The sequence below is a fragment of the Exiguobacterium acetylicum genome, assembly GCF_022170825.1.
GTDB lineage: Bacteria > Bacillota > Bacilli > Exiguobacteriales > Exiguobacteriaceae > Exiguobacterium_A > Exiguobacterium_A acetylicum_B.
Map to the genome: position 1 here is coordinate 2,452,547 of NZ_CP081878.1, position 17,686 is coordinate 2,470,232.

The 17,686-nt window shown below is 48.2% G+C and carries 23 protein-coding genes and 1 riboswitch; of the genes, 5 read left to right on the forward strand and 18 right to left on the reverse strand.

Annotated elements, in window-relative coordinates; translation table 11 throughout:
- Positions 1 to 34 precede the first annotated feature (34 nt).
- From K6T22_RS12850 to K6T22_RS12865, 4 genes are all read right to left on the reverse strand, one after another.
- Positions 35 to 520, reverse strand: coding sequence for a GNAT family N-acetyltransferase (locus K6T22_RS12850; protein WP_238237672.1), 486 nt, complete (start codon positions 518 to 520; stop codon positions 35 to 37).
- Entirely contained in the window at positions 517 to 1,020 is a 504-nt protein-coding gene (locus K6T22_RS12855; RefSeq protein WP_238237673.1) for a GNAT family N-acetyltransferase, read from the reverse strand. The genes K6T22_RS12850 and K6T22_RS12855 overlap by 4 nt, the downstream gene beginning before the upstream one ends.
- Entirely contained in the window at positions 1,017 to 1,883 is an 867-nt protein-coding gene (locus K6T22_RS12860; protein WP_238237675.1) for an NAD-dependent epimerase/dehydratase family protein, read from the reverse strand. The genes K6T22_RS12855 and K6T22_RS12860 overlap by 4 nt, the downstream gene beginning before the upstream one ends.
- 118 nt (positions 1,884 to 2,001) lie before the next feature.
- A complete protein-coding gene (locus tag K6T22_RS12865) occupies positions 2,002 to 2,352 on the reverse strand; it encodes a HesB/IscA family protein (RefSeq protein ID WP_053454118.1) in 351 nt (116 codons plus the stop codon).
- Between the two features lie 111 nt (positions 2,353 to 2,463).
- Positions 2,464 to 2,605: riboswitch (FMN riboswitch) on the forward strand.
- A 155-nt stretch (positions 2,606 to 2,760) separates the two neighbouring features.
- On the opposite strand from K6T22_RS12865, the gene K6T22_RS12870 reads away from it, so the two are divergent.
- Positions 2,761 to 3,327, forward strand: coding sequence for an ECF transporter S component (locus K6T22_RS12870; RefSeq protein ID WP_029342415.1), 567 nt, complete (start codon positions 2,761 to 2,763; stop codon positions 3,325 to 3,327).
- Positions 3,328 to 3,399: 72 nt separating this feature from the next.
- Here the strand turns inward: K6T22_RS12870 and K6T22_RS12875 are convergent, their stop codons facing one another.
- On the reverse strand, positions 3,400 to 3,633 hold the full coding sequence (locus K6T22_RS12875; protein WP_023469141.1) for a YuzB family protein: 234 nt from the start codon (positions 3,631 to 3,633) through the stop codon (positions 3,400 to 3,402).
- A 92-nt stretch (positions 3,634 to 3,725) separates the two neighbouring features.
- On the opposite strand from K6T22_RS12875, the gene K6T22_RS12880 reads away from it, so the two are divergent.
- The gene (locus tag K6T22_RS12880; RefSeq protein WP_238237677.1) at positions 3,726 to 4,778 is read left to right on the forward strand and encodes an NAD(P)/FAD-dependent oxidoreductase; all 1,053 of its coding nucleotides are present in this window, start codon (positions 3,726 to 3,728) and stop codon (positions 4,776 to 4,778) included.
- 42 nt (positions 4,779 to 4,820) lie between these two features.
- On the opposite strand, the gene K6T22_RS12885 is transcribed toward K6T22_RS12880, so the two are convergent.
- Complete coding sequence (locus tag K6T22_RS12885) at positions 4,821 to 5,117, reverse strand: DUF1462 family protein (protein ID WP_238237678.1); 297 nt, start codon at positions 5,115 to 5,117, stop codon at positions 4,821 to 4,823.
- A gap of 109 nt (positions 5,118 to 5,226) precedes the next feature.
- Here K6T22_RS12885 and K6T22_RS12890 point away from each other — a divergent pair, with 109 nt between their 5' ends.
- Complete coding sequence (locus K6T22_RS12890) at positions 5,227 to 5,454, forward strand: NifU family protein (RefSeq protein ID WP_012371190.1); 228 nt, start codon at positions 5,227 to 5,229, stop codon at positions 5,452 to 5,454.
- 42 nt (positions 5,455 to 5,496) lie between these two features.
- Here K6T22_RS12890 and K6T22_RS12895 read toward each other — a convergent pair whose 3' ends face one another.
- Together K6T22_RS12895 and K6T22_RS12900 are read right to left on the reverse strand one after the other, a co-directional pair.
- The gene (locus K6T22_RS12895) at positions 5,497 to 6,261 is read right to left on the reverse strand and encodes a TIGR01457 family HAD-type hydrolase (protein WP_053454121.1); all 765 of its coding nucleotides are present in this window, start codon (positions 6,259 to 6,261) and stop codon (positions 5,497 to 5,499) included.
- A gap of 6 nt (positions 6,262 to 6,267) precedes the next feature.
- A complete protein-coding gene (locus K6T22_RS12900) occupies positions 6,268 to 6,711 on the reverse strand; it encodes a DUF86 domain-containing protein (protein ID WP_238237680.1) in 444 nt (147 codons plus the stop codon).
- A gap of 151 nt (positions 6,712 to 6,862) precedes the next feature.
- On the opposite strand from K6T22_RS12900, the gene glpX reads away from it, so the two are divergent.
- Both glpX and K6T22_RS12910 read left to right on the forward strand, forming a co-directional pair.
- The gene (gene glpX / locus K6T22_RS12905) at positions 6,863 to 7,843 is read left to right on the forward strand and encodes a class II fructose-bisphosphatase (RefSeq protein ID WP_029342420.1); all 981 of its coding nucleotides are present in this window, start codon (positions 6,863 to 6,865) and stop codon (positions 7,841 to 7,843) included.
- A 35-nt stretch (positions 7,844 to 7,878) separates the two neighbouring features.
- Positions 7,879 to 8,154 (forward strand): DUF3055 domain-containing protein, encoded by a 276-nt coding sequence (locus K6T22_RS12910; RefSeq protein WP_034786088.1) that lies wholly within the window; start codon positions 7,879 to 7,881, stop codon positions 8,152 to 8,154.
- A 33-nt stretch (positions 8,155 to 8,187) separates the two neighbouring features.
- Here K6T22_RS12910 and K6T22_RS12915 read toward each other — a convergent pair whose 3' ends face one another.
- From K6T22_RS12915 to K6T22_RS12960, 10 genes are all read right to left on the reverse strand, one after another.
- Positions 8,188 to 8,634 carry a general stress protein gene (locus K6T22_RS12915; RefSeq protein WP_029342422.1) on the reverse strand — a complete coding sequence of 149 codons (447 nt, stop codon included), beginning with the start codon at positions 8,632 to 8,634 and terminating at the stop codon, positions 8,188 to 8,190.
- An 85-nt stretch (positions 8,635 to 8,719) separates the two neighbouring features.
- Complete coding sequence (locus K6T22_RS12920; RefSeq protein ID WP_238237682.1) at positions 8,720 to 9,097, reverse strand: YutD family protein; 378 nt, start codon at positions 9,095 to 9,097, stop codon at positions 8,720 to 8,722.
- A gap of 94 nt (positions 9,098 to 9,191) precedes the next feature.
- Positions 9,192 to 10,091 carry a lipoyl synthase gene (lipA, locus tag K6T22_RS12925; protein ID WP_023469150.1) on the reverse strand — a complete coding sequence of 300 codons (900 nt, stop codon included), beginning with the start codon at positions 10,089 to 10,091 and terminating at the stop codon, positions 9,192 to 9,194.
- 62 nt (positions 10,092 to 10,153) lie between these two features.
- Positions 10,154 to 11,455: a bifunctional metallophosphatase/5'-nucleotidase gene (locus K6T22_RS12930; RefSeq protein WP_238237683.1), complete on the reverse strand. Its 1,302-nt coding sequence runs from the start codon at positions 11,453 to 11,455 to the stop codon at positions 10,154 to 10,156.
- 21 nt (positions 11,456 to 11,476) lie between these two features.
- Positions 11,477 to 12,319, reverse strand: a complete 843-nt coding sequence (locus tag K6T22_RS12935) for a DUF72 domain-containing protein (RefSeq protein ID WP_238237685.1) — start codon at positions 12,317 to 12,319, stop codon at positions 11,477 to 11,479.
- A 168-nt stretch (positions 12,320 to 12,487) separates the two neighbouring features.
- Positions 12,488 to 13,561: an acyltransferase gene (locus K6T22_RS12940; protein WP_238237686.1), complete on the reverse strand. Its 1,074-nt coding sequence runs from the start codon at positions 13,559 to 13,561 to the stop codon at positions 12,488 to 12,490.
- Between the two features lie 406 nt (positions 13,562 to 13,967).
- On the reverse strand, positions 13,968 to 14,519 hold the full coding sequence (locus K6T22_RS12945) for a dihydrofolate reductase family protein (protein WP_238237688.1): 552 nt from the start codon (positions 14,517 to 14,519) through the stop codon (positions 13,968 to 13,970).
- A gap of 85 nt (positions 14,520 to 14,604) precedes the next feature.
- Positions 14,605 to 16,002: a Fe-S cluster assembly protein SufB gene (sufB, locus tag K6T22_RS12950; protein WP_050678657.1), complete on the reverse strand. Its 1,398-nt coding sequence runs from the start codon at positions 16,000 to 16,002 to the stop codon at positions 14,605 to 14,607.
- Between the two features lie 36 nt (positions 16,003 to 16,038).
- On the reverse strand, positions 16,039 to 16,473 hold the full coding sequence (gene sufU / locus K6T22_RS12955; RefSeq protein WP_023469155.1) for a Fe-S cluster assembly sulfur transfer protein SufU: 435 nt from the start codon (positions 16,471 to 16,473) through the stop codon (positions 16,039 to 16,041).
- A complete protein-coding gene (locus K6T22_RS12960) occupies positions 16,463 to 17,686 on the reverse strand; it encodes a cysteine desulfurase (protein ID WP_238237690.1) in 1,224 nt (407 codons plus the stop codon). The genes sufU and K6T22_RS12960 overlap by 11 nt, the downstream gene beginning before the upstream one ends.

Below are 17,686 nucleotides of genomic sequence, written 5' to 3' on the forward strand. Positions count from 1 at the left end.
GATGTTGAGAACATCCGATTTCACACGCGCTCTCTTAGTCCATCCGAACTGGCATCCGGTAAACTCGTTGAAAGAGTTCCACCCCACCACGCTCAATCATCGATTCCTCAATAATCTGACCACCGAATCGCTCATAAAACCGACATGCTGGATTATCTCGCAAAACAGCGACCTGCATCGTCTCATACTCCGCTAAGTCATCAGCGATGCGTTGAAACAACGCTTTCCCGAGTCCCTGCCCTTGAGACGCTCGCAAGACATAAATCGCGTATAACTCCCCTTCACGCGCATCACTTCGACTCGGTCCGCCTTGCGCGAAACCAACGACTTCTTCTCCTGACAGGGCAACATACACGCGCTGATCAATTAACGTCTGTCCCCATTGTTTCGTCCGTTTCGCATGCGACAACTGTGCTAAATACGGATCTGGAATGATACCTTGATACGTCTCCCTCCAGGCATCAATATGAACGCGAGCGATCGCTGACGCATCTGCTAGACGTGCTTCACGAATCTTCATAACGCAATGATGAAACGACGTGTCTCACGTCCATTGCGAACAGTCGGTTCGATTTCCTGTCCGCCGTTAGCTAAGATGACGCGACGTGATGCGAGATTATCCACACCACAGGTCAATAGCACTTGATCCAGTCCCCGTTTACGCGCTTCTTCAAGCGCAAGCTGAAGACCTGTCGTCGCATACCCTTTCTGACGCTCGGATGGTCGGATGCCGTATCCGATGTGTCCACCGTACAATTTTAAGTTCTCCGTCAAATCATGCCGGAAGTTCAATGCTCCAACGATCCGTTCCCCGTCGACCATCCAGTACGTCGAATGGGTGACGAGCCCCGGTCTGACCGTTGTCTCCATTTCCTTCAGTTCCGCAAAATAAGCGCCGAGCGGCTCATATGTGTCTCCGACTGCTTCCGGCACGATCGTTTCGCCCGACTCTCGCCAGTCTTCTAAAAAGGCGCGGTATTCTGTCTCCCATGCAAGAGTTGGTTTCATCAACTGCATCATTGGTGATTGCGCACCTCCTCTTCAATCAAACGATCGAGCCAGTCATCGACATGTTGGAACAGATAGCCCGCTTGTTTTGCGGCTGTCGTATCCATATAAAAATCACGTTCCGGCGCAAGAGGCGATTCATCCTCTCCTTTTGCGACGAGTTGGCTCGTCGTTCCCGCGACTCGGTCGATTTTATCCATCAGGTCTTGAATCGATATGACCCCGTCACTCGCAGCGTTGATCGGTCCTGTCATCTCGGAACGGCCACACCACTCAAGAAAGGCTGCTGCTTCATAACTTGAGATATAGCCCATCTTCGCATACGTGTTTTCGGCAACGGTCGGGCGTCCGTCAAGCGCCCGCTTGATATGAAAGACGAGTCGCTCCGTGTAGTCATCTGGTCCGAGAACGACCGGGAAACGGACAGCAACGACTGGGAACGTCGCCCGTTGGAAGAAATAACTCTCCGCTTGGCGCTTCCCTTCACCATATCCATGTTCCTTCTCGAGGTCATATTTCCCGGGAAACGGATTGTAGGCGCGTTCCGTGATATTCGCACCACCGTCTTCATAAACAGACATCGTCGACGTCAACACATAGCGTCCGACTTTTCCTTCAAACGCGTCGATTGCGAGCTTTGCTTGATACGGTGTGAAGCAGATGTTGTCATAGATGACATCCCAGTGCTGTTGACTCAAGTCCTTCATCGTACTACTCGACGTCCGGTCCCCTTTGAAAAATGTCAAGCCCTTCGCGACTGGTGGAGTATGCTCGCCACGTGTGACGATCGTCACATCATCCCCCGAATCGGCTAAGCGAATCGCTAACCGGCGTCCGAAATAACGTGTTCCCCCGAAGATCAATACTTTTCTCATCCTGAAGCCCTCCCTGTTCGTAGTAGCATTCACTCTCTGTAATATTTCGAGTCAACGGAACAGGTCTCCTGTATGAAAGCAATAAAAAAATCGTGGACGATGTCCACGATTGCATCAATCAACAACCACCCGGTGTACCGGCATTCGTTGCCGTACGGAATGAAGTTCCGCAACCACATGTTGCGATGGCATTCGGATTCGTGATCGTGAATCCACCGCCAAGCATTGACTGTTTATAATCGACTTCCAGTCCTTTGACGACCGGATAATCTTTTTCGTCCACGATGACGGTCACGCCGTGCTGCTCGAAAACGAGATCCGTTTCTTTTTGTTGATCGAATCCCATTCCGTACGACAGACCACTACATCCACCACCTTGGACGAGCATCCGAAGATTTCGTTCATCTGCTGGTGCCTGCGCCATCATGTCCTGGACTTGTAACGCTGCTGCCTCCGTTAAATGGATCATGTCATCACCTTCCTTTTCTTTAGTATACGCAACTTTTGAGCGAATCGAAACCTAGTTGCTTGAAACCATCTTGAATTCGTTGTATAAATGGTATGTACAATAAAATAATCGTTCCATCTTCAGGGCAGGGTGAAATTCCCGACCGGCGGTAAACAACTCATATGAGTTGAAGCCCGCGAGCGAATAGGGCGCTATTTGCTGATTCTGTGTAATTCAGGAGCCGACAGTATAGTCTGGATGGGAGAAGATGGCGGCATGAGTTTGAATTTGATCGATTTTTGCAATAATCGATTAGGTTTATTTAATGCGGACTTCTCCCCTGTTGATCTCATCAATAGGGGTTTCTTTATGGTCGCAGTCATGCCAATACTTCATCGAGAGGAACGAGCAAAAGGAGACAATACTCGTATGAAACGCACACAAAAAATGGTCACTCTGTCAATGTTAGGTTCAATTTCGTTTGTTCTTATGCTTATCAACTTTCCACTACCGTTCTTACCGAACTATCTGAAGATCGACTTCAGTGATGTTCCGGCTCTCGTCGCAGCGATCATGTTCTCACCGGTCGCAGGTGTCATCGTCGAAGCATTGAAGAACGTGTTGTACTATATCTTCCGCGGAAGTGGTGTTCCGGTCGGAGAATTCGCTAACTTTGCTGCAGGCGTTGCATTCGTACTACCTGTCAGCTGGTTCTACCACAAAAAGAAATCAACACAAGGTCTCGCAACAGGTCTCGTCGCTGGTACGATCACGATGGCACTTGGTCTTGCGATCCTCAACTATATCTTAATCCTTCCAGCGTATGCATGGTTCCTCGGTATGGACTATATGGCGGATCCAGCTGTCAAATGGACAGCGATCACAGCCGGTATCTTACCGTTTAACGTCATCAAGGCACTGTTTATCTCGGCACTCTTCATTCCATTGTTCTTGAAACTACGACCATGGATGATGCGCCGTCAACAATCTGCTTAATCCGAAAAGCTGCGCCCGCTGACGGACACGAATCCCCTCGTTCAAACGAACGAGGGGATTTTTTTGCTGCGTTCACAGCTCATTCTCTTCGATTTTCAGGTAGATCTTCTCGAGCAACTCTTCCGGTGTTTCGCCTACGACGGTCTCACCATCAACGAGACAAAAATGATCGAGCGAACAAATGCCACAATAGCCGAGGCAACCGTATTCGACGACGTCAACGTTCGGGTCACGTTCGAGTTGCTCCATGACGACCTGTGTCCCAGCCGCTAAGTTACTAATACAAAATTCAATAATCGGATTCACTTTTTTTCCTCCTTCAAGCAGGAAACGACCTGCCTCATGTCGTATTATACAAGGTCAGACTGATTTAGGGGAACTAAGGGGGATTTTACGTTATGAAGCAATTGGTCGTACTCGGCGGAGGATATGGTGGAATGAGGATTTGTGAGCGATTCAAGGACGAGGAAGTTGCCGTCACGCTCGTTGACCGTCTACCGTACCACGCACTCAAAACCGAATATTACGCACTCGCAGCAGGTACATTATCAGATCGAGATGTCCGGATTGAATTTCCGGAGGGGAAACATCTTACCTATAAATATGGACATGTCATCAAAATTTCACCCGAGACGAATACGGTCCATCTGCAAGATGGGTCAGAACTATTCTATGATGACTTGATCATCGCCCTCGGTTGTGAGGATAAATACCACAACATTCCGGGTGCTCAAGAGTTTACATATAGCATCCAGACACTTGAGGAATCACGGAAGACACAACAAGCGATTTGTGGACTCTCACCAGGGTCTGTCGTCTCAATCGTCGGTGCTGGTCTATCTGGTGTCGAACTTGCCAGTGAGCTGCACGAGAGCCGGAAAGATTTGACGATTCGTTTGTTCGACCGCGGACCATCTGTCTTGTCGTTCTTATCGGACAAAGTCTCGTCTTACGTTCAGGAATGGTTCGAGGAGCACGATGTTGAAGTCATCAACAATTCGAACGTCACGCTCGTCACAGCGGACGACGTTCGTAACGGCGACGATACGTACCCATCCGACTTAACGATTTGGACGGCGGGTACACAACCGGTCAAAGTCGTTCGCGATCTCGGCTTTGCTGCGGACAGCGGTGGTCGAATCAAATTAACAGAACACCATCATGTACCGGAATACGATAATCTATTCGTCATCGGTGATTGCGCAAGTCTACCGTATGCACCAAGTGGTCAACTTGCAGAACATCAGGCAGAACAAGTTGTCGATGTCCTGCAAGCGAAGTGGCAAGGTAAAAAGTTACCGAAGTTGCCAGAAATCAAACTGCGCGGGATGCTCGGATCACTCGGAAAATCAGATGGGTTCGGAATCGTCATGGGCAAACAGGCGCTGACAGGAAAAGTCCCACGTCTCCTGAAGTCCGGTGTCTTATGGAAACATAAAAAAATTAAATGAGCAAAAAGAGGTGTCCCGATCTTTGGGATACCTCTTTTTCGTTCACCCCGTCTGACTCAACTTTGCATCGATTGCCGCCGTAATCGTTTTCAGCTTGACGTACCCCTCGTCAATCATCTCGTCATCGAGAACAATCAACGGATAAAAATAGACATCCTCTTTCAAGGCTTCTGTCCATTGATCCGATGCGGCTGTCTCGAAATCGATATAGCGTAACGTCATCGCTTGCTCATATTTCCGTCCGAGGACGGCTTGTAGCCAACTGAACGTCTCTTCCGAGCTGGGTGCCCCGACACAACTCGGACAAGTGACCGCTGTTCCGTAGACCGTGATTTCCATCTTGAAGTCCCCCTTTTCAATTCACTCCTCTTTAGTATACAAGTTTTCCAGATTGAGAACATTTTTCAACCCTGTTACAATGAAACTATACGAAAGGATGTGTTTACGCATGGAAATGTTTGATCAAGTGAATGAAGTTCTTGAAAAATTGCGTCCGTTCCTTCTTCGTGATGGAGGAGACGTTGAACTCGTAGATGTAGAAGACGGAATCGTAAAACTCCGTTTGATGGGAGCTTGTGGTAGCTGCCCAAGTTCAACAATCACATTGAAGGCCGGTATCGAACGTGCCCTTCTTGAAGAAGTCGCTGGCGTCGTCGAAGTCGAACAAGTCTTCTAATACATGAAATCCCGAACGAATTCTCGTTCGGGATTTTTTGATTCACAGAATCCATTCAGCTAACGTATCGACCATATATGTCGGTTGACGGTCCTGCCCTTGAATGAAGACTGGTGTATGGACACCAGAATTGACGTGCATCGTCCGGATGCCTCCATTGATTCCGAACAGAATGTCCGTATGGTAGTTATCCCCGACCATGATGACATCTTCTTTTGACAGACCAATCATTTCTGTCGCGATATCAACCATGACCGGTTCCGGTTTACCGATAAAGAACGGTTCCTTCTCCGTCGTCACGCGTAGGACTGCTGTCAAGGCACCGTTTCCTGGTAAGAAACCACGTTCTGTCGGAATCGCGATATCACCATTCGTTGAGATGAACCGCGCACCGGCACGAATCGCAAGCGCACCAACAGCAAGTTTTTCATACGTGATTTGACGATCGAGACCGATGACGACGTAGTCTGCTGCTTCGGTTGCGACGACGTCTAACCCTTCTCGTTCAAGCGCATCAATCAGTCCTGTTTCTCCGATCGCATAGACGCGCGCTTTCGGTGACAAATCAGCGATATAACGACCGGTCGCCATCGCGCTCGTCAAGACGTGTTTCGCATCGGAATGAACACCCATCCCGCGTAACTTCTCCGCCACGGCTTCTGCCGTCATCGACGCATTATTCGTCACGAACAAGTACGGAATTCCTTCTGCTTGCAGACGATTGACGAAATCGACCGCTTCTTTTACCGGTTCCGTTCCGTTATACATCGTTCCATCTAAATCAAATAAATAGCCTTTTGCCTTCATCCTGACTCACTCCTCGTTTGGTAAAAATGCAGACACCGGTCCGAGTTCTGTCTCGATATACCGACGAATCGCTTCCGGGAAACGACGTAGTTCTGCTTCCTCTGTCTCTAGTACCGCCCGAATCTCCGCCATACTTGACTCTGTGAATGACCGGACGATCAACGTACGTAACGCAACGAGCTTCTTTAGACTCGTCGCAAGCGGTCCATCAATGACCTTCTCATCTTCTAAGATAAGGATGATATCTTCATAACTTCCCGGATCCCGCATGATGAATCCATCAATCATACTGTTTCCGATGTCAATGACACTCTCAATGACTAAAAAACCAATCCGTTCTATAGCCAGTGCTGTCGTCACCGGATCCCCCGTAACTTCTTTACTTTGTCGAAGTGCCGTCTCATAACAGACGACCGTCTCTTCGATTTTTTGACGATTGACGAAATACATCTTCATTCCCCCTCACATCCTCCATTTTATCGCTATCGAGCAATCCTGAAAAGTAGAAAGGTCATTTGCATCACATTACCCAATGTGTTATCCTCAATTTAGATTTTTGCTGAAAATAGTATGTCACATTGGTGACGTGGAGGTTATATACATGGAACGGGAACTCGCACTGGAAATCGTACGCGCTACGGAAGCAGCAGCACTAGCTTCTGCTCAATGGATTGGTCGCGGTAAGAAAAATGAAGCGGATGATGCAGCAACAACTGCGATGCGCGAAGTCTTGAACACGGTCAACATGAACGGAACGGTCGTCATCGGTGAAGGCGAACTCGACGAAGCACCGATGCTCTTCATCGGCGAACGTGTCGGAACAGCAAACGGTCCAATCGTTGATATCGCCGTCGATCCGCTTGAAGGTACGAACATCGTCGCTAAAGGACTCGGCAATGCGATGGTCGTCATCGCCGTCGCCGATCAAGGTGCCCTGCTCCACGCACCCGATATGTATATGGATAAATTAACAGTTGGACCGAACTTAAAAGGGCATGTCTCGCTTGACGATCCACTTGAAGTCATCATTGAAAAAGCAGCTCAATACAACAATAAACGGATTGAGGACGTCACGGTCATCATGCAAGACCGTCCACGTCATGATCATTTCCGTGAAGCAGCGATGCGGATGGGCGCACGCGTCCGTCTGTTTGAAGACGGTGATGTCTCCGCTGGAATCGCACCACTCTCTCCTGCGACGGGAATCGATATCTTCATCGGCACAGGCGGTGCTCCTGAAGGCGTCATCACGGCTGCTGCCGTCAAAGCGATGGGCGGCGACATGCAGGCACGTTTACATCCGATGAACGAAGAAGAAACCGCTCGTGTCATCCGGATGGGGCTTGAAGATCCGCTCCAACTCTTGACGCTTGATGACCTTATTAAAAGCGACGATTGTATTTTTGCCGCGACAGGCGTCACAACGGGTGAAATGCTCGACGGCGTCAAGTTCTTGACGGATGATATCGTCGAAACGACATCCCTCGTCATGCGTTCAAAGACACGGACGATTCGAAAAGTCATCGCCGAGCATAGCTTATCGCGTAAACCATACTTGCAAAAAGTCCCCCAAACCCTTTAATCTGAAACTGATGTTAGGGAAATGAGGGAAGCTAAATGATGGAAGAACGTGATTTTTTATATGATGATGTCGAACAAACGAAGACACGCTTCGTCAGTTGGATTGGAGAAGCCAGTCGGTTTGATCTCGCCATCACCCACTCAGAGCATTTTTACGGTAAGATTCTCGTCTTGAATCTCTTATCGAATCGCTTTGCGATCATCGGCGCGGATGATTTTGATGAACCTGGCTACATCGCCACGGCGTTTGACGTCGAAGACGATGCGGCAACGGAACTCGAGATGTACCTGCGCGCTTATATCGGTCTATGAAAAAAGCCTTCGTCCGTGGACGAAGGCTTTTTCTTATAAGAGACGATCGTTTCGTTCATTTAGCGTGTTTGGTCCACTAAAGACATTCGTATTGTCTGACTCGTCATGGGCACGGCGTTCTGAATGCTGATCCGCTTCATCACCGACGAGTAATACGAACTGACCACTTTCGACCGCATGGTTCGCACGATCGACATCTTCTTTCGTTAAGCCACTTCCATGAATCGCATCTCCATGAGAAGCTGTGTCATCTTTTTTGAAGATGCTCTTGATTTCCTGCCAGAGATTACGATGATCTTCCTGCGACAAACGTGTTGATGTCTGTTGATTGTTTAAATCCGCAAGCTCCTCAATCTGTTCGAGATCGTATTTGTCGTGCGCCAAGACTTTTAGATCAGTCGAGACGACACCGGCAACACGGAGATCGTGCACGGCACTAACGACTTCTGGTACGGATGAGTAAATTCCAACGATTCGCATGGATAGTTCCCCCTATAGGTACGTGATACTTATAGTAATAGCCGAATTCCGTCCACTGGAAACGCTTTTCTGTATGACAGTTTGATTACTCGCCTTCCGTCTTCTCTGGTGCAGGTGCGAACTTCCGTTTCAACTTCAACGTATTGGATGAAGAACCGTCGAAGCGAGGTGGTGCTTCTTCTCCTTCTACCAATCCGACCTTCTTGACGATGAAATAGGCACATCCGAAGTTACAGTATTCGTAGAGATAGTCGGCGACATGCGAAATCTTCGTATCGAATGTTGCTTTCTCATGTTGATCCTCATAGAAGCCACGTAGTCGTAATTGACCGTGCCCCCAGTCGCCCACGATATAATCATATTTCTCAAGGACGTCACTGAAGCGACCGATGAACGCTTCCTCATGAAAGCCTTCCCGTTTCTCTTCAACGACCTCATAACGTTCCCGATTGACTTGTATCATTATTCCCACCTCCTGCTGCTCTTATCATAGCATATTCCATTTCGCCTGGCAGACGAAAAACCGTCCGAGCAGTTGCTCGAACGGTTTTTGATCGTTAGTCGATCGGAAGTGCTGTTTTATTCTTTTTCGCTGCGTTGACTTGCTCATCCGCGTGATACGACGAACGAACGAGTGGACCTGCCTCACAATGCGAGAACCCTTTGCTGAGCGCGATCTGCTTCAGTTCAGCGAACTCTTGTGGTGTATAGTATTTGATGACGTCGAGGTGCTTTTTCGTCGGTTGGAGATACTGACCGATCGTCATGATGTCGACGTTGTTTGCACGAAGATCATCCATCGTTTCAAGAATCTCTTCCCATGTCTCACCAAGACCAAGCATCAAGCTCGACTTCGTTGGAATTTCAGGTGCGAGTTCCTTCGAACGACGAAGGAATTCAAGCGTCCGGTCGTAAGTAGCTTTTGCACGGACGGTCGGTGTCAGACGGCGGACCGTCTCGATGTTATGGTTCATGATGTCTGGTTGTGCGTCAATCAAGGTTTTCAATGCTTCGAAATTCCCACCCATGTCTGAAGGCAAGACTTCGATTGATGTCTCTGGATTCATTCGACGAACTTCACGAACCGTCTCAGCATAAACGCCTGCTCCAAAATCATTTAGATCATCGCGTGCGACCGCTGTGATGACCGCGTGTTTCAAGTTCATCAAACGAACGGATTCTGCAACCCGTTTTGGTTCTTCAAGATCGAGTTCGTTCGGACGTCCTGTCGTCACGGCGCAAAAACGGCACGCACGTGTACAGATACTTCCGAGAATCATGAAAGTCGCTGTCCGGCGTACTGCCCAACACTCGTGGATATTCGGACACTTTGCTTCCTCACAGACAGTATGTAGCTTTTTCTCGCGCATCATACTCTTTAATTCTGTGTAGGTCTCATTCGTATTCAGCTTGATTTTCAACCATTCCGGTTTACGTTGGATTTCTCCGCGTCCCATGGTTTCGCTTCCCCCTTCATCCCCAAAAAGTCAATTAATGTCTGCTTTAGTATAACAAACAATCAGCGTTTGCGAACATGCAATTCATTATATTCCGACTTCTCCGATAAGCGTTCGAATAACAAATCACGCAACAATTCGGGCATGAAGTATTCTTTTGGCATCTCTTTGATTGCTGGGAAGAGTGGACCGAACGTGAACATATCCGGCAAGACGACCGTATAGTTTCGCGTTGACTCAAGCGGTTGATGTGCTGTCAAACCAGCATAATGCATCCGCCCCATTAACTTACCACGGAAACCGAGACCACGAACCTTTAAGTGTTCGAATTGCTCTGTGTTGACTTCATCGAGGAATGTTTGTAATTCCACTCCCGTCATCGTCACTTTACACGGATTGATCGGATGCGGGCAGAGTCGATGTAAATCAAAGGCAGAGACAGGACCTGGGGGAAGTGACCCAAGCAGAATACCTGCCGGGACACAAGCGATATCCGCATCACACCAATCACGCATCGTCTCGACGAGCAACTGCGAAAACGACGACTCACTGAACCAATCATTGGCTAGACCCGCTGTCTCGCCAATCGGCTCCTTCATCTGTTGTTCTGCCAGATACTGTTCCCGGTCGAGTAATTTTGCCGTCGCTTCATCCTCGACATAATCGTGTAAGGAATGAAGCACTGCTTCTTTCTCACCCGTATCCGTATTCATATAAATCTCACCTGCATACTGACCATGTTTTCCCGCTTGCGTGATTAAGACGCCGTTCTTGACGACACCGTCATCGAGGACATGATGTGTATGCGCACCGATGATCAAATCGAGCTCTGGAAAACGCATCGCTAGTTCTTCGTCCTGATAAAAGCCGAGGTGACTTAAGCAAATCAAGACGTCGACCTCTTGACGCAACCGCTCGATTTCACGTGCTGCGACCTCAAACGGTTCTTCGATCGTCCAGCCAAGCAGACCGTATAGCTCGATATAAGGCGCCGTCAGACCAAAGACACCGACTTTCCCGGTCGGTAATTCGTGAATGACACCTTGCTTCGCGAATGGTGCTTCTAAATTCGAGACGAGAACCGAAAAGTCTGCTTCCGTGTAGAGATCCGCTAACCAATCATGGGGAAACGTGATGCCTTCATTGTTCCCGATTGTCACGGCGGTTGGCATCAACGCATTCAATAGATGCGTATTGATTTTTCCTTTTGTCGCTTCCGTCGCTGGGTCGACACGGTCAGCATGATCGCCGAGATCAAAAACGAGCGAATCATACGTCCGGTGTTCTTTGACGAATGACATGTAGCGAGGCCACATGTCGAAGTGTGAGTGCAAATCATTATAGTGAATGATGTGTAACTTCATGCAGAAGCCCCCCTTGATGATTTAAAACAAAGAGATTTGTCGCGGCGCGAGTTCGTAGTCGAGATCAAGAATCTCGATTAATCGTTTCGCATTCGGGGCAGCATCTCCTGCTGAGTTGTTGTTAAAGAAGACATAGACATCCTTTGCTTGCGCTGCAACGTCGCGGACGTGACTTGCAAGTTCCTGTAGCTCGTCTTCAGAATAACGATAGAGACAGCGGACCTTGCGCCAATCGTCACTACTTTGACCCGGTTTCTTTAGCCAACCGGCCTTGTTGCGTCCATGTAATCGAATAAATGCCGTCTCCTGCGTCACAACAGGTACGAACGGAACGGAACCATCTTCCGTTTGCGGTTCGTCACAAATCGTATGAATGAACTGATGTTCCTTTAGAAAACGAAGTGTCCGCTCACGATAGATTTCTGAATACCACGATGGATTTCGGAATTCAATCGCAACCGGGAGTCCGGCAAGTGATTTCCGGATCGTTTGCAAGTATTCTAAGTGCACTTTACTGACATCGAACCATGGTGGAAGTTGGACAAGGATTGCCGCAATTTTTCCACTCTTTCGCATCGGTTCGATTGACGCGATATATTGTTCAAAAATCGGTCCGAGCGGATCTTTGTTTTCCCGGTCGTGTCCACTCATCGCCCGGTGCACCTTAACGATGAAGCGGAATCCGTCCGGTGTCTCAGATACCCATTTCTCATAGTTGCGTTCCGGTTGAATCGCATAGAACGTCGAGTCGACCTCAACTGCTGGAAAGTGACCGGCATAAGCAGCTAGTTTTTCTTTTCGATCTTGCGGGGTCAAGTAGAGGCTATCATGATCTCCCCAGCCCGTGACACCGATATATATCATGCTCTCTTCCCCCTCGTATGTTCTTTTCTACTTGTTTATCATAGCATAGCAGAATCGGGGATTTCTTCTTCAATGCTTCCTAAGCAAACACTCTTTTTTCAGAAAAAAGACATCCCCTTCCTCCCTACTCATGTAGGAACGAAGATGATGCCTAGTAGACTGTTTTCATCATGAAGCAGTAGACTGTGCCTCAACGATTTTCGGAGCCGGAGCTCTTCGTTTTGGAACCGGAACGATGTAGTTTCCATACGGCAATAAACTAATCACATACGATACAGAAATCGAAGCCGCAAGCGTGACGATCATCGCACAAACGAACATGCTCGCAGAGTCGAAGTAGGCAAAGAGATCCGTCCGACCAATTCCGCGAATGACGAGCGGATGAATCAAGTAGATGCCCATCGAGTGCGTTCCGATTGTTTGAAAGACTCGCATCGCTGTACGATCCGTCTGCACACGGCGGAAGACGTAGTTCAAGACGACGAGCACGAACGGGATGTAGACAAGATTTGCGAGATTCGTCGACGTGTACGTTCGCTCTAAATCGATGCTGACCCAGATATCAAGGATGATCAGTCCACTGATCAATAACAAGATCGTCCGATGACGTTTTAAAATCTGCTGAATCTCTTCATAATAGACGGCATATGTAATCCCCATCATGAAATAGGCAATCCAGTTAAGTAAGAAGGAGCGGCTATTGACGAGTCGATCCAGAAACTCGATGTCCGTCGTTAAGCTTCCTGAAGTCAGCCAGAAGTAGTTGACACCCATCGACACCACTGTCGCGACAAGTAGCAATGTTCCTTTCTTAAGTCGTGCAAGTACCGGAAATACGACATAAAACTGAAGCACCGTCAAAATGAAGTACAGATGGAAGTTTGCCGTTCCATAAAGGAAGTAATCCGATAGTGGCATACCCGGCTTTAGACTATCTTCTACATGATAACGATACACGAGGTAAATCGTGCTCCAAATCAAATAAGGAATGAAAATTTTAGAGAAACGGGACTTGACGAATGTTACAAAATCAAATCCTTTGCGCTGGACCATCGACATCAAAAGAAACGCACTGATGATGGCAAAGATCGGCGTACCAATCCGGGAAAATTGATCGATGTAACCAATCGCTTCATTTTCAAATTCCCCTTTCGAATGGTAAAGACCGGCGATGACATGGACAGCGACGACCATAATTGCCGCAATTGATCGAATGACAGGAATTTCTTGATAAAATTTCATTTTTTCACACCTTAATCATGTTTATAGATTTTTTCACAAAAGTTATTATAATCTATTTTCGTCCAAATTAAATGATAATATCCAAATTTTATCGGATGTAACGAAAAAGAATCTATTTTGAAATGAGGATTCGTCTTATACACATCTGCTAAAATGTCATACTGCTTTTCTGTTCTTAATAGCTTGAAGGAAAAAGAGAGAAGTGTTTTTGTTCGCTCAAAATCGCTTCCTAGGGAAAAACAAGCAAGAGCGACCCTGCAGCGAAGCGAAGCGGCGTGATGCTTGTCCCAGGAAAACGATTCGAAATGAACAAAAAAAGCGCGATCCTTCTCTTTAGAGAAAAATTGCACTTTGTCTTTAATCTGAAAGAATCCCTTTTGAAATAAGAGACTCTTTTTTGTGAAGACTAGATTTTTTCGTAAGATAACGCGATACATCCGGAAGCAAAGACGCGTGTTTCGACTAACCGTAGCGTCTGTGGTTGATCAAATACCGGAAACATCCGTTTTCCACTACCTAGCAGAACGGGGTAGATCACGACATGATAGCGATCGACGAGTCCAAGCTCAATTGCTTCAGCAGCAAGCGTCGCCCCACCGATCGCAATCTGTTTTCCAGGCAAGGCTTTTAGTGCTTGAAGTTCCTCGGCAAGCGACTGATTCGCTAGACACGCCTTTCCTTCGACAGCGTCGAGCGTCCGCGAGAAGACGACCTTCTCAAGCGATTGCCAGGTTTTCGCATACTCAACGACAATCGGCTCGTCTTCCTGATCCGCTGTCTCCCAGTATTGCATCATCTCGTACAAACGACGTCCATAGACATGGGTATCGAACGCTTTCTCGTAGTCATTGAAATACTGATGTAATTCTGCGTCTGGTGAAGCGAAATCAATCCTACCTGACGCATCTTCGATATAACCGTCGAGCGAGACTTGAAAGGAATAGACGATGTCACGCATAGTAATCCCTCCTTTTTCACTCTTTACCCCAATAACCATTTCATGAAAAAAACTCCCTCATCCGCAGATGAGAGAGTAAGACGAATTATCCGATTGAACCTTCCATCTCGAACTTGATGAGACGGTTCATTTCGACCGCATATTCCATTGGGAGTTCTTTTGTGAATGGCTCGATGAAGCCCATGACGATCATTTCCGTTGCTTCCTCTTGTGAGATCCCGCGGCTCATGAGGTAGAACAATTGCTCTTCCGAGACCTTCGAGACTTTCGCTTCGTGCTCGAGCGAAATATTATCGTTGAGGATTTCGTTGTACGGAATCGTATCCGACGTCGATTGGTTATCCATGATGAGCGTGTCACATTCGATGTTCGAACGTGCGCCTGTTGCTTTACGTCCGAAGTGAACGATACCGCGATACGTGACTTTACCACCGTGTTTTGAGATCGACTTCGAGACGATCGTCGACGATGTGTTCGGTGCTAAGTGAATCATTTTCGCACCCGCATCTTGGTGTTGACCTTTACCAGCGATTGCGATTGACAATGTCATACCACGTGAACCTTCACCTTTGAGGATGACGGCTGGGTATTTCATCGTCAGTTTCGAACCGATGTTACCATCGACCCATTCCATCGTTGCGCCAGCTTCACAGATCGCACGCTTCGTAACGAGGTTGTAGACGTTGTTCGCCCAGTTTTGGATCGTTGTATAACGGCAGTAAGCGTTTTTGTTGATGAAGATCTCAACGACCGCTGAGTGAAGCGAGTTCGTCGTGTAGACCGGTGCTGTACATCCTTCGACGTAGTGAACCGATGCTTCTTCGTCAACGATGATCAATGTCCGCTCGAATTGACCCATGTTTTCCGAGTTGATTCGGAAGTAGGCTTGAAGCGGCGTGTCGACTTTAACACCTTTTGGTACGTAGATGAACGATCCACCTGACCAGACTGCTGTGTTCAATGCTGCGAACTTGTTGTCTGTTGGCGGGATCAATTTTCCGAAGTACTCACGGAAAATATCTTCGTTCTCTTTTAATGCTGTATCTGTATCTTTGAAGACGACACCGATTTCTTCGAGGTCTTCCTTCATGTTGTGGTAGACGACCTCTGACTCGTACTGAGCCGAGACACCTGCCAAATATTTTTGCTCTGCTTCAGGGATACCGAGCTTATCAAACGTACGTTTGATTTCTTCTGGTACTTCATCCCACGATTTCTCTGCACGTTCAGACGGCTTGACGTAGTACGTGATGTCGTCGAAGTTCAATTCTGAGAGATCGCCACCCCACGCTGGCATTGCTTGTTCGTTAAAGATCTTGAGTGATTTCAAACGGAAATCAAGCATCCATTGTGGTTCTTCCTTCATTTTCGAGATCGTTTCGACGACTTCAGTCGTCAAGCCGCGTCCAGAACGGAAGATCGAGATATCGCGATCGTGGAAACCATATTTATAATCGCCAATTTCCGGCATGTTCTTTGCCATGTTCATTTCCTCCTCTTACTTGCTTGTGACCGAAGTTTACTTCCCTTCTTCTACGCCGCGTTCGAGCGCCTTCCAGGCAAGTGTCGCACATTTGATCCGTGCCGGGAATTTCGTGACACCCGAGAGTGCCTCGACGTCCCCGAGGTCGAACGATTCGTCGTCATAGTCTTTTCCTTGGACCATGTCCGAAAAGATATCCGCGAGTCGTAAGGCTTCTTCGATAGTCTTACCTTTGACGAGTTGCGTCATCATTGAAGCAGACGCCATGCTGATGGAACAGCCCTCCCCGTCAAATTTTGCATCACGGACGACATCGTCTTCAATCGCGAGCTGGAGACGAATCGTATCGCCGCACGTCGGGTTGTTCATGTCGATCGTGACGCCCCCCTCGATCGCACCGCGATTTCGGGGAGTTTTATAGTGATCCATGATCACTTGACGATACAAGTGATCGAGATTGTTAAAATCCATGACTGAAATACTCCTTCGTTTGGCGAAGTCCTGTCACGAGTGCGTCAACCTCTTCTTTCGTGTTGTACAGATAGAAGCTAGCGCGAGCCGTCGAGCTCGCTCCGAGCCAACGCATCAATGGCTGTGCACAATGGTGACCGGCACGAACCGCGATTCCTTGCATATCAAGGACGGTTGCGACGTCATGTGCATGGACATCACCGAGATTGAACGTGACGAGCCCAACGCGTTCTTCCGGACCGTAAATCGTTAGTCCGTCGATGTCACGCATTTGTGCCATCGCGTACTGCGCGAGTTCACGTTCGTGTGCTTCGACGTTCTCAAGACCAATCTCTTCTAAGAAATCAATCGCTGCTGATAGACCAACAGCACCCGCGATGATTGGTGTACCCGCTTCGAAACGGTATGGCGATGGTTTGAACGTCGACTCTTCAAGACCGACGTAATCAATCATCTCGCCACCGAACTCGACCGGCTCCATCGCATTGAGTAATGCCTTTTTCCCGTAAAGGACACCAACGCCTGTTGGACCACACATCTTATGTGCAGAGAAGGCGAGGAAGTCACAATCGAGATCCGTAACATTAATTCGCTGATGCGGTGCACTTTGCGCGGCATCGACGACCATGACGGCTCCTCGAGCGTGCGCAAGACGAGCGACTTCTTTGATTGGATTGATCGTACCGAGGACGTTCGAGACATGTGCCATCGCGACGATCTTCGTCCGGTCGGACAGTTGTGCTTCGACCGCTTCAATCGTCACGCGACCATCTGCTGTCAAATCAACGTATTTCAACTTCGCTTTTTTGCGTTTAGCGACTTGTTGCCACGGAATGAGATTCGCATGGTGTTCGAGGTACGTGACGACGATTTCGTCGCCTTCTTCGACATGCTCCATCCCGTAGCTTGACGCGACGATGTTAATCGCCGTCGTCGTACCGCGGGTAAAGATAATTTCTTCATGGTGTTGCGCCTGGATGAAACGACGAACGTTCTCACGCGCACCTTCGTACGCATCCGTCGCTCGTGTTCCGAGCGTATGGACGCCACGGTGCACATTCGAATGAATCGTCTTATAGTAGTCGTCAATCGCATTGATGACGACGAGCGGCTTCTGCGACGAGGCCGCACTATCGAGATAGACGAGTTTCCGGTCGTTGACCTGTTGGTCGAGGATCGGAAACTGATTGCGGATGGATGCATCGATTCCCAT

Coding starts and splice junctions, on each gene's coding strand:
- K6T22_RS12855 (WP_238237673.1), bottom strand. CDS start 1,020: ATGATGCAGTTGATGAAACCAACTCTTGCATGGGAGACAGAATACCGC.
- K6T22_RS12915 (WP_029342422.1), bottom strand. CDS start 8,634: ATGCGAATCGTTGGAATTTACTCATCCGTACCAGAAGTCGTTAGTGCC.
- K6T22_RS12895 (WP_053454121.1), bottom strand. CDS start 6,261: ATGAAGGCAAAAGGCTATTTATTTGATTTAGATGGAACGATGTATAAC.
- glpX (WP_029342420.1), top strand. CDS start 6,863: ATGGAACGGGAACTCGCACTGGAAATCGTACGCGCTACGGAAGCAGCA.
- K6T22_RS12900 (WP_238237680.1), bottom strand. CDS start 6,711: ATGTATTTCGTCAATCGTCAAAAAATCGAAGAGACGGTCGTCTGTTAT.
- K6T22_RS12920 (WP_238237682.1), bottom strand. CDS start 9,097: ATGATACAAGTCAATCGGGAACGTTATGAGGTCGTTGAAGAGAAACGG.
- K6T22_RS12865 (WP_053454118.1), bottom strand. CDS start 2,352: ATGATCCATTTAACGGAGGCAGCAGCGTTACAAGTCCAGGACATGATG.
- K6T22_RS12940 (WP_238237686.1), bottom strand. CDS start 13,561: ATGAAATTTTATCAAGAAATTCCTGTCATTCGATCAATTGCGGCAATT.
- K6T22_RS12945 (WP_238237688.1), bottom strand. CDS start 14,519: ATGCGTGACATCGTCTATTCCTTTCAAGTCTCGCTCGACGGTTATATC.
- K6T22_RS12880 (WP_238237677.1), top strand. CDS start 3,726: ATGAAGCAATTGGTCGTACTCGGCGGAGGATATGGTGGAATGAGGATT.
- sufU (WP_023469155.1), bottom strand. CDS start 16,473: ATGGATTTTAACAATCTCGATCACTTGTATCGTCAAGTGATCATGGAT.
- sufB (WP_050678657.1), bottom strand. CDS start 16,002: ATGGCAAAGAACATGCCGGAAATTGGCGATTATAAATATGGTTTCCAC.
- K6T22_RS12960 (WP_238237690.1), bottom strand. CDS start 17,686: ATGGGAATCGATGCATCCATCCGCAATCAGTTTCCGATCCTCGACCAA.
- lipA (WP_023469150.1), bottom strand. CDS start 10,091: ATGGGACGCGGAGAAATCCAACGTAAACCGGAATGGTTGAAAATCAAG.
- K6T22_RS12850 (WP_238237672.1), bottom strand. CDS start 520: ATGAAGATTCGTGAAGCACGTCTAGCAGATGCGTCAGCGATCGCTCGC.
- K6T22_RS12910 (WP_034786088.1), top strand. CDS start 7,879: ATGATGGAAGAACGTGATTTTTTATATGATGATGTCGAACAAACGAAG.
- K6T22_RS12930 (WP_238237683.1), bottom strand. CDS start 11,455: ATGAAGTTACACATCATTCACTATAATGATTTGCACTCACACTTCGAC.
- K6T22_RS12885 (WP_238237678.1), bottom strand. CDS start 5,117: ATGGAAATCACGGTCTACGGAACAGCGGTCACTTGTCCGAGTTGTGTC.
- K6T22_RS12935 (WP_238237685.1), bottom strand. CDS start 12,319: ATGATATATATCGGTGTCACGGGCTGGGGAGATCATGATAGCCTCTAC.
- K6T22_RS12870 (WP_029342415.1), top strand. CDS start 2,761: ATGAAACGCACACAAAAAATGGTCACTCTGTCAATGTTAGGTTCAATT.
- K6T22_RS12860 (WP_238237675.1), bottom strand. CDS start 1,883: ATGAGAAAAGTATTGATCTTCGGGGGAACACGTTATTTCGGACGCCGG.
- K6T22_RS12890 (WP_012371190.1), top strand. CDS start 5,227: ATGGAAATGTTTGATCAAGTGAATGAAGTTCTTGAAAAATTGCGTCCG.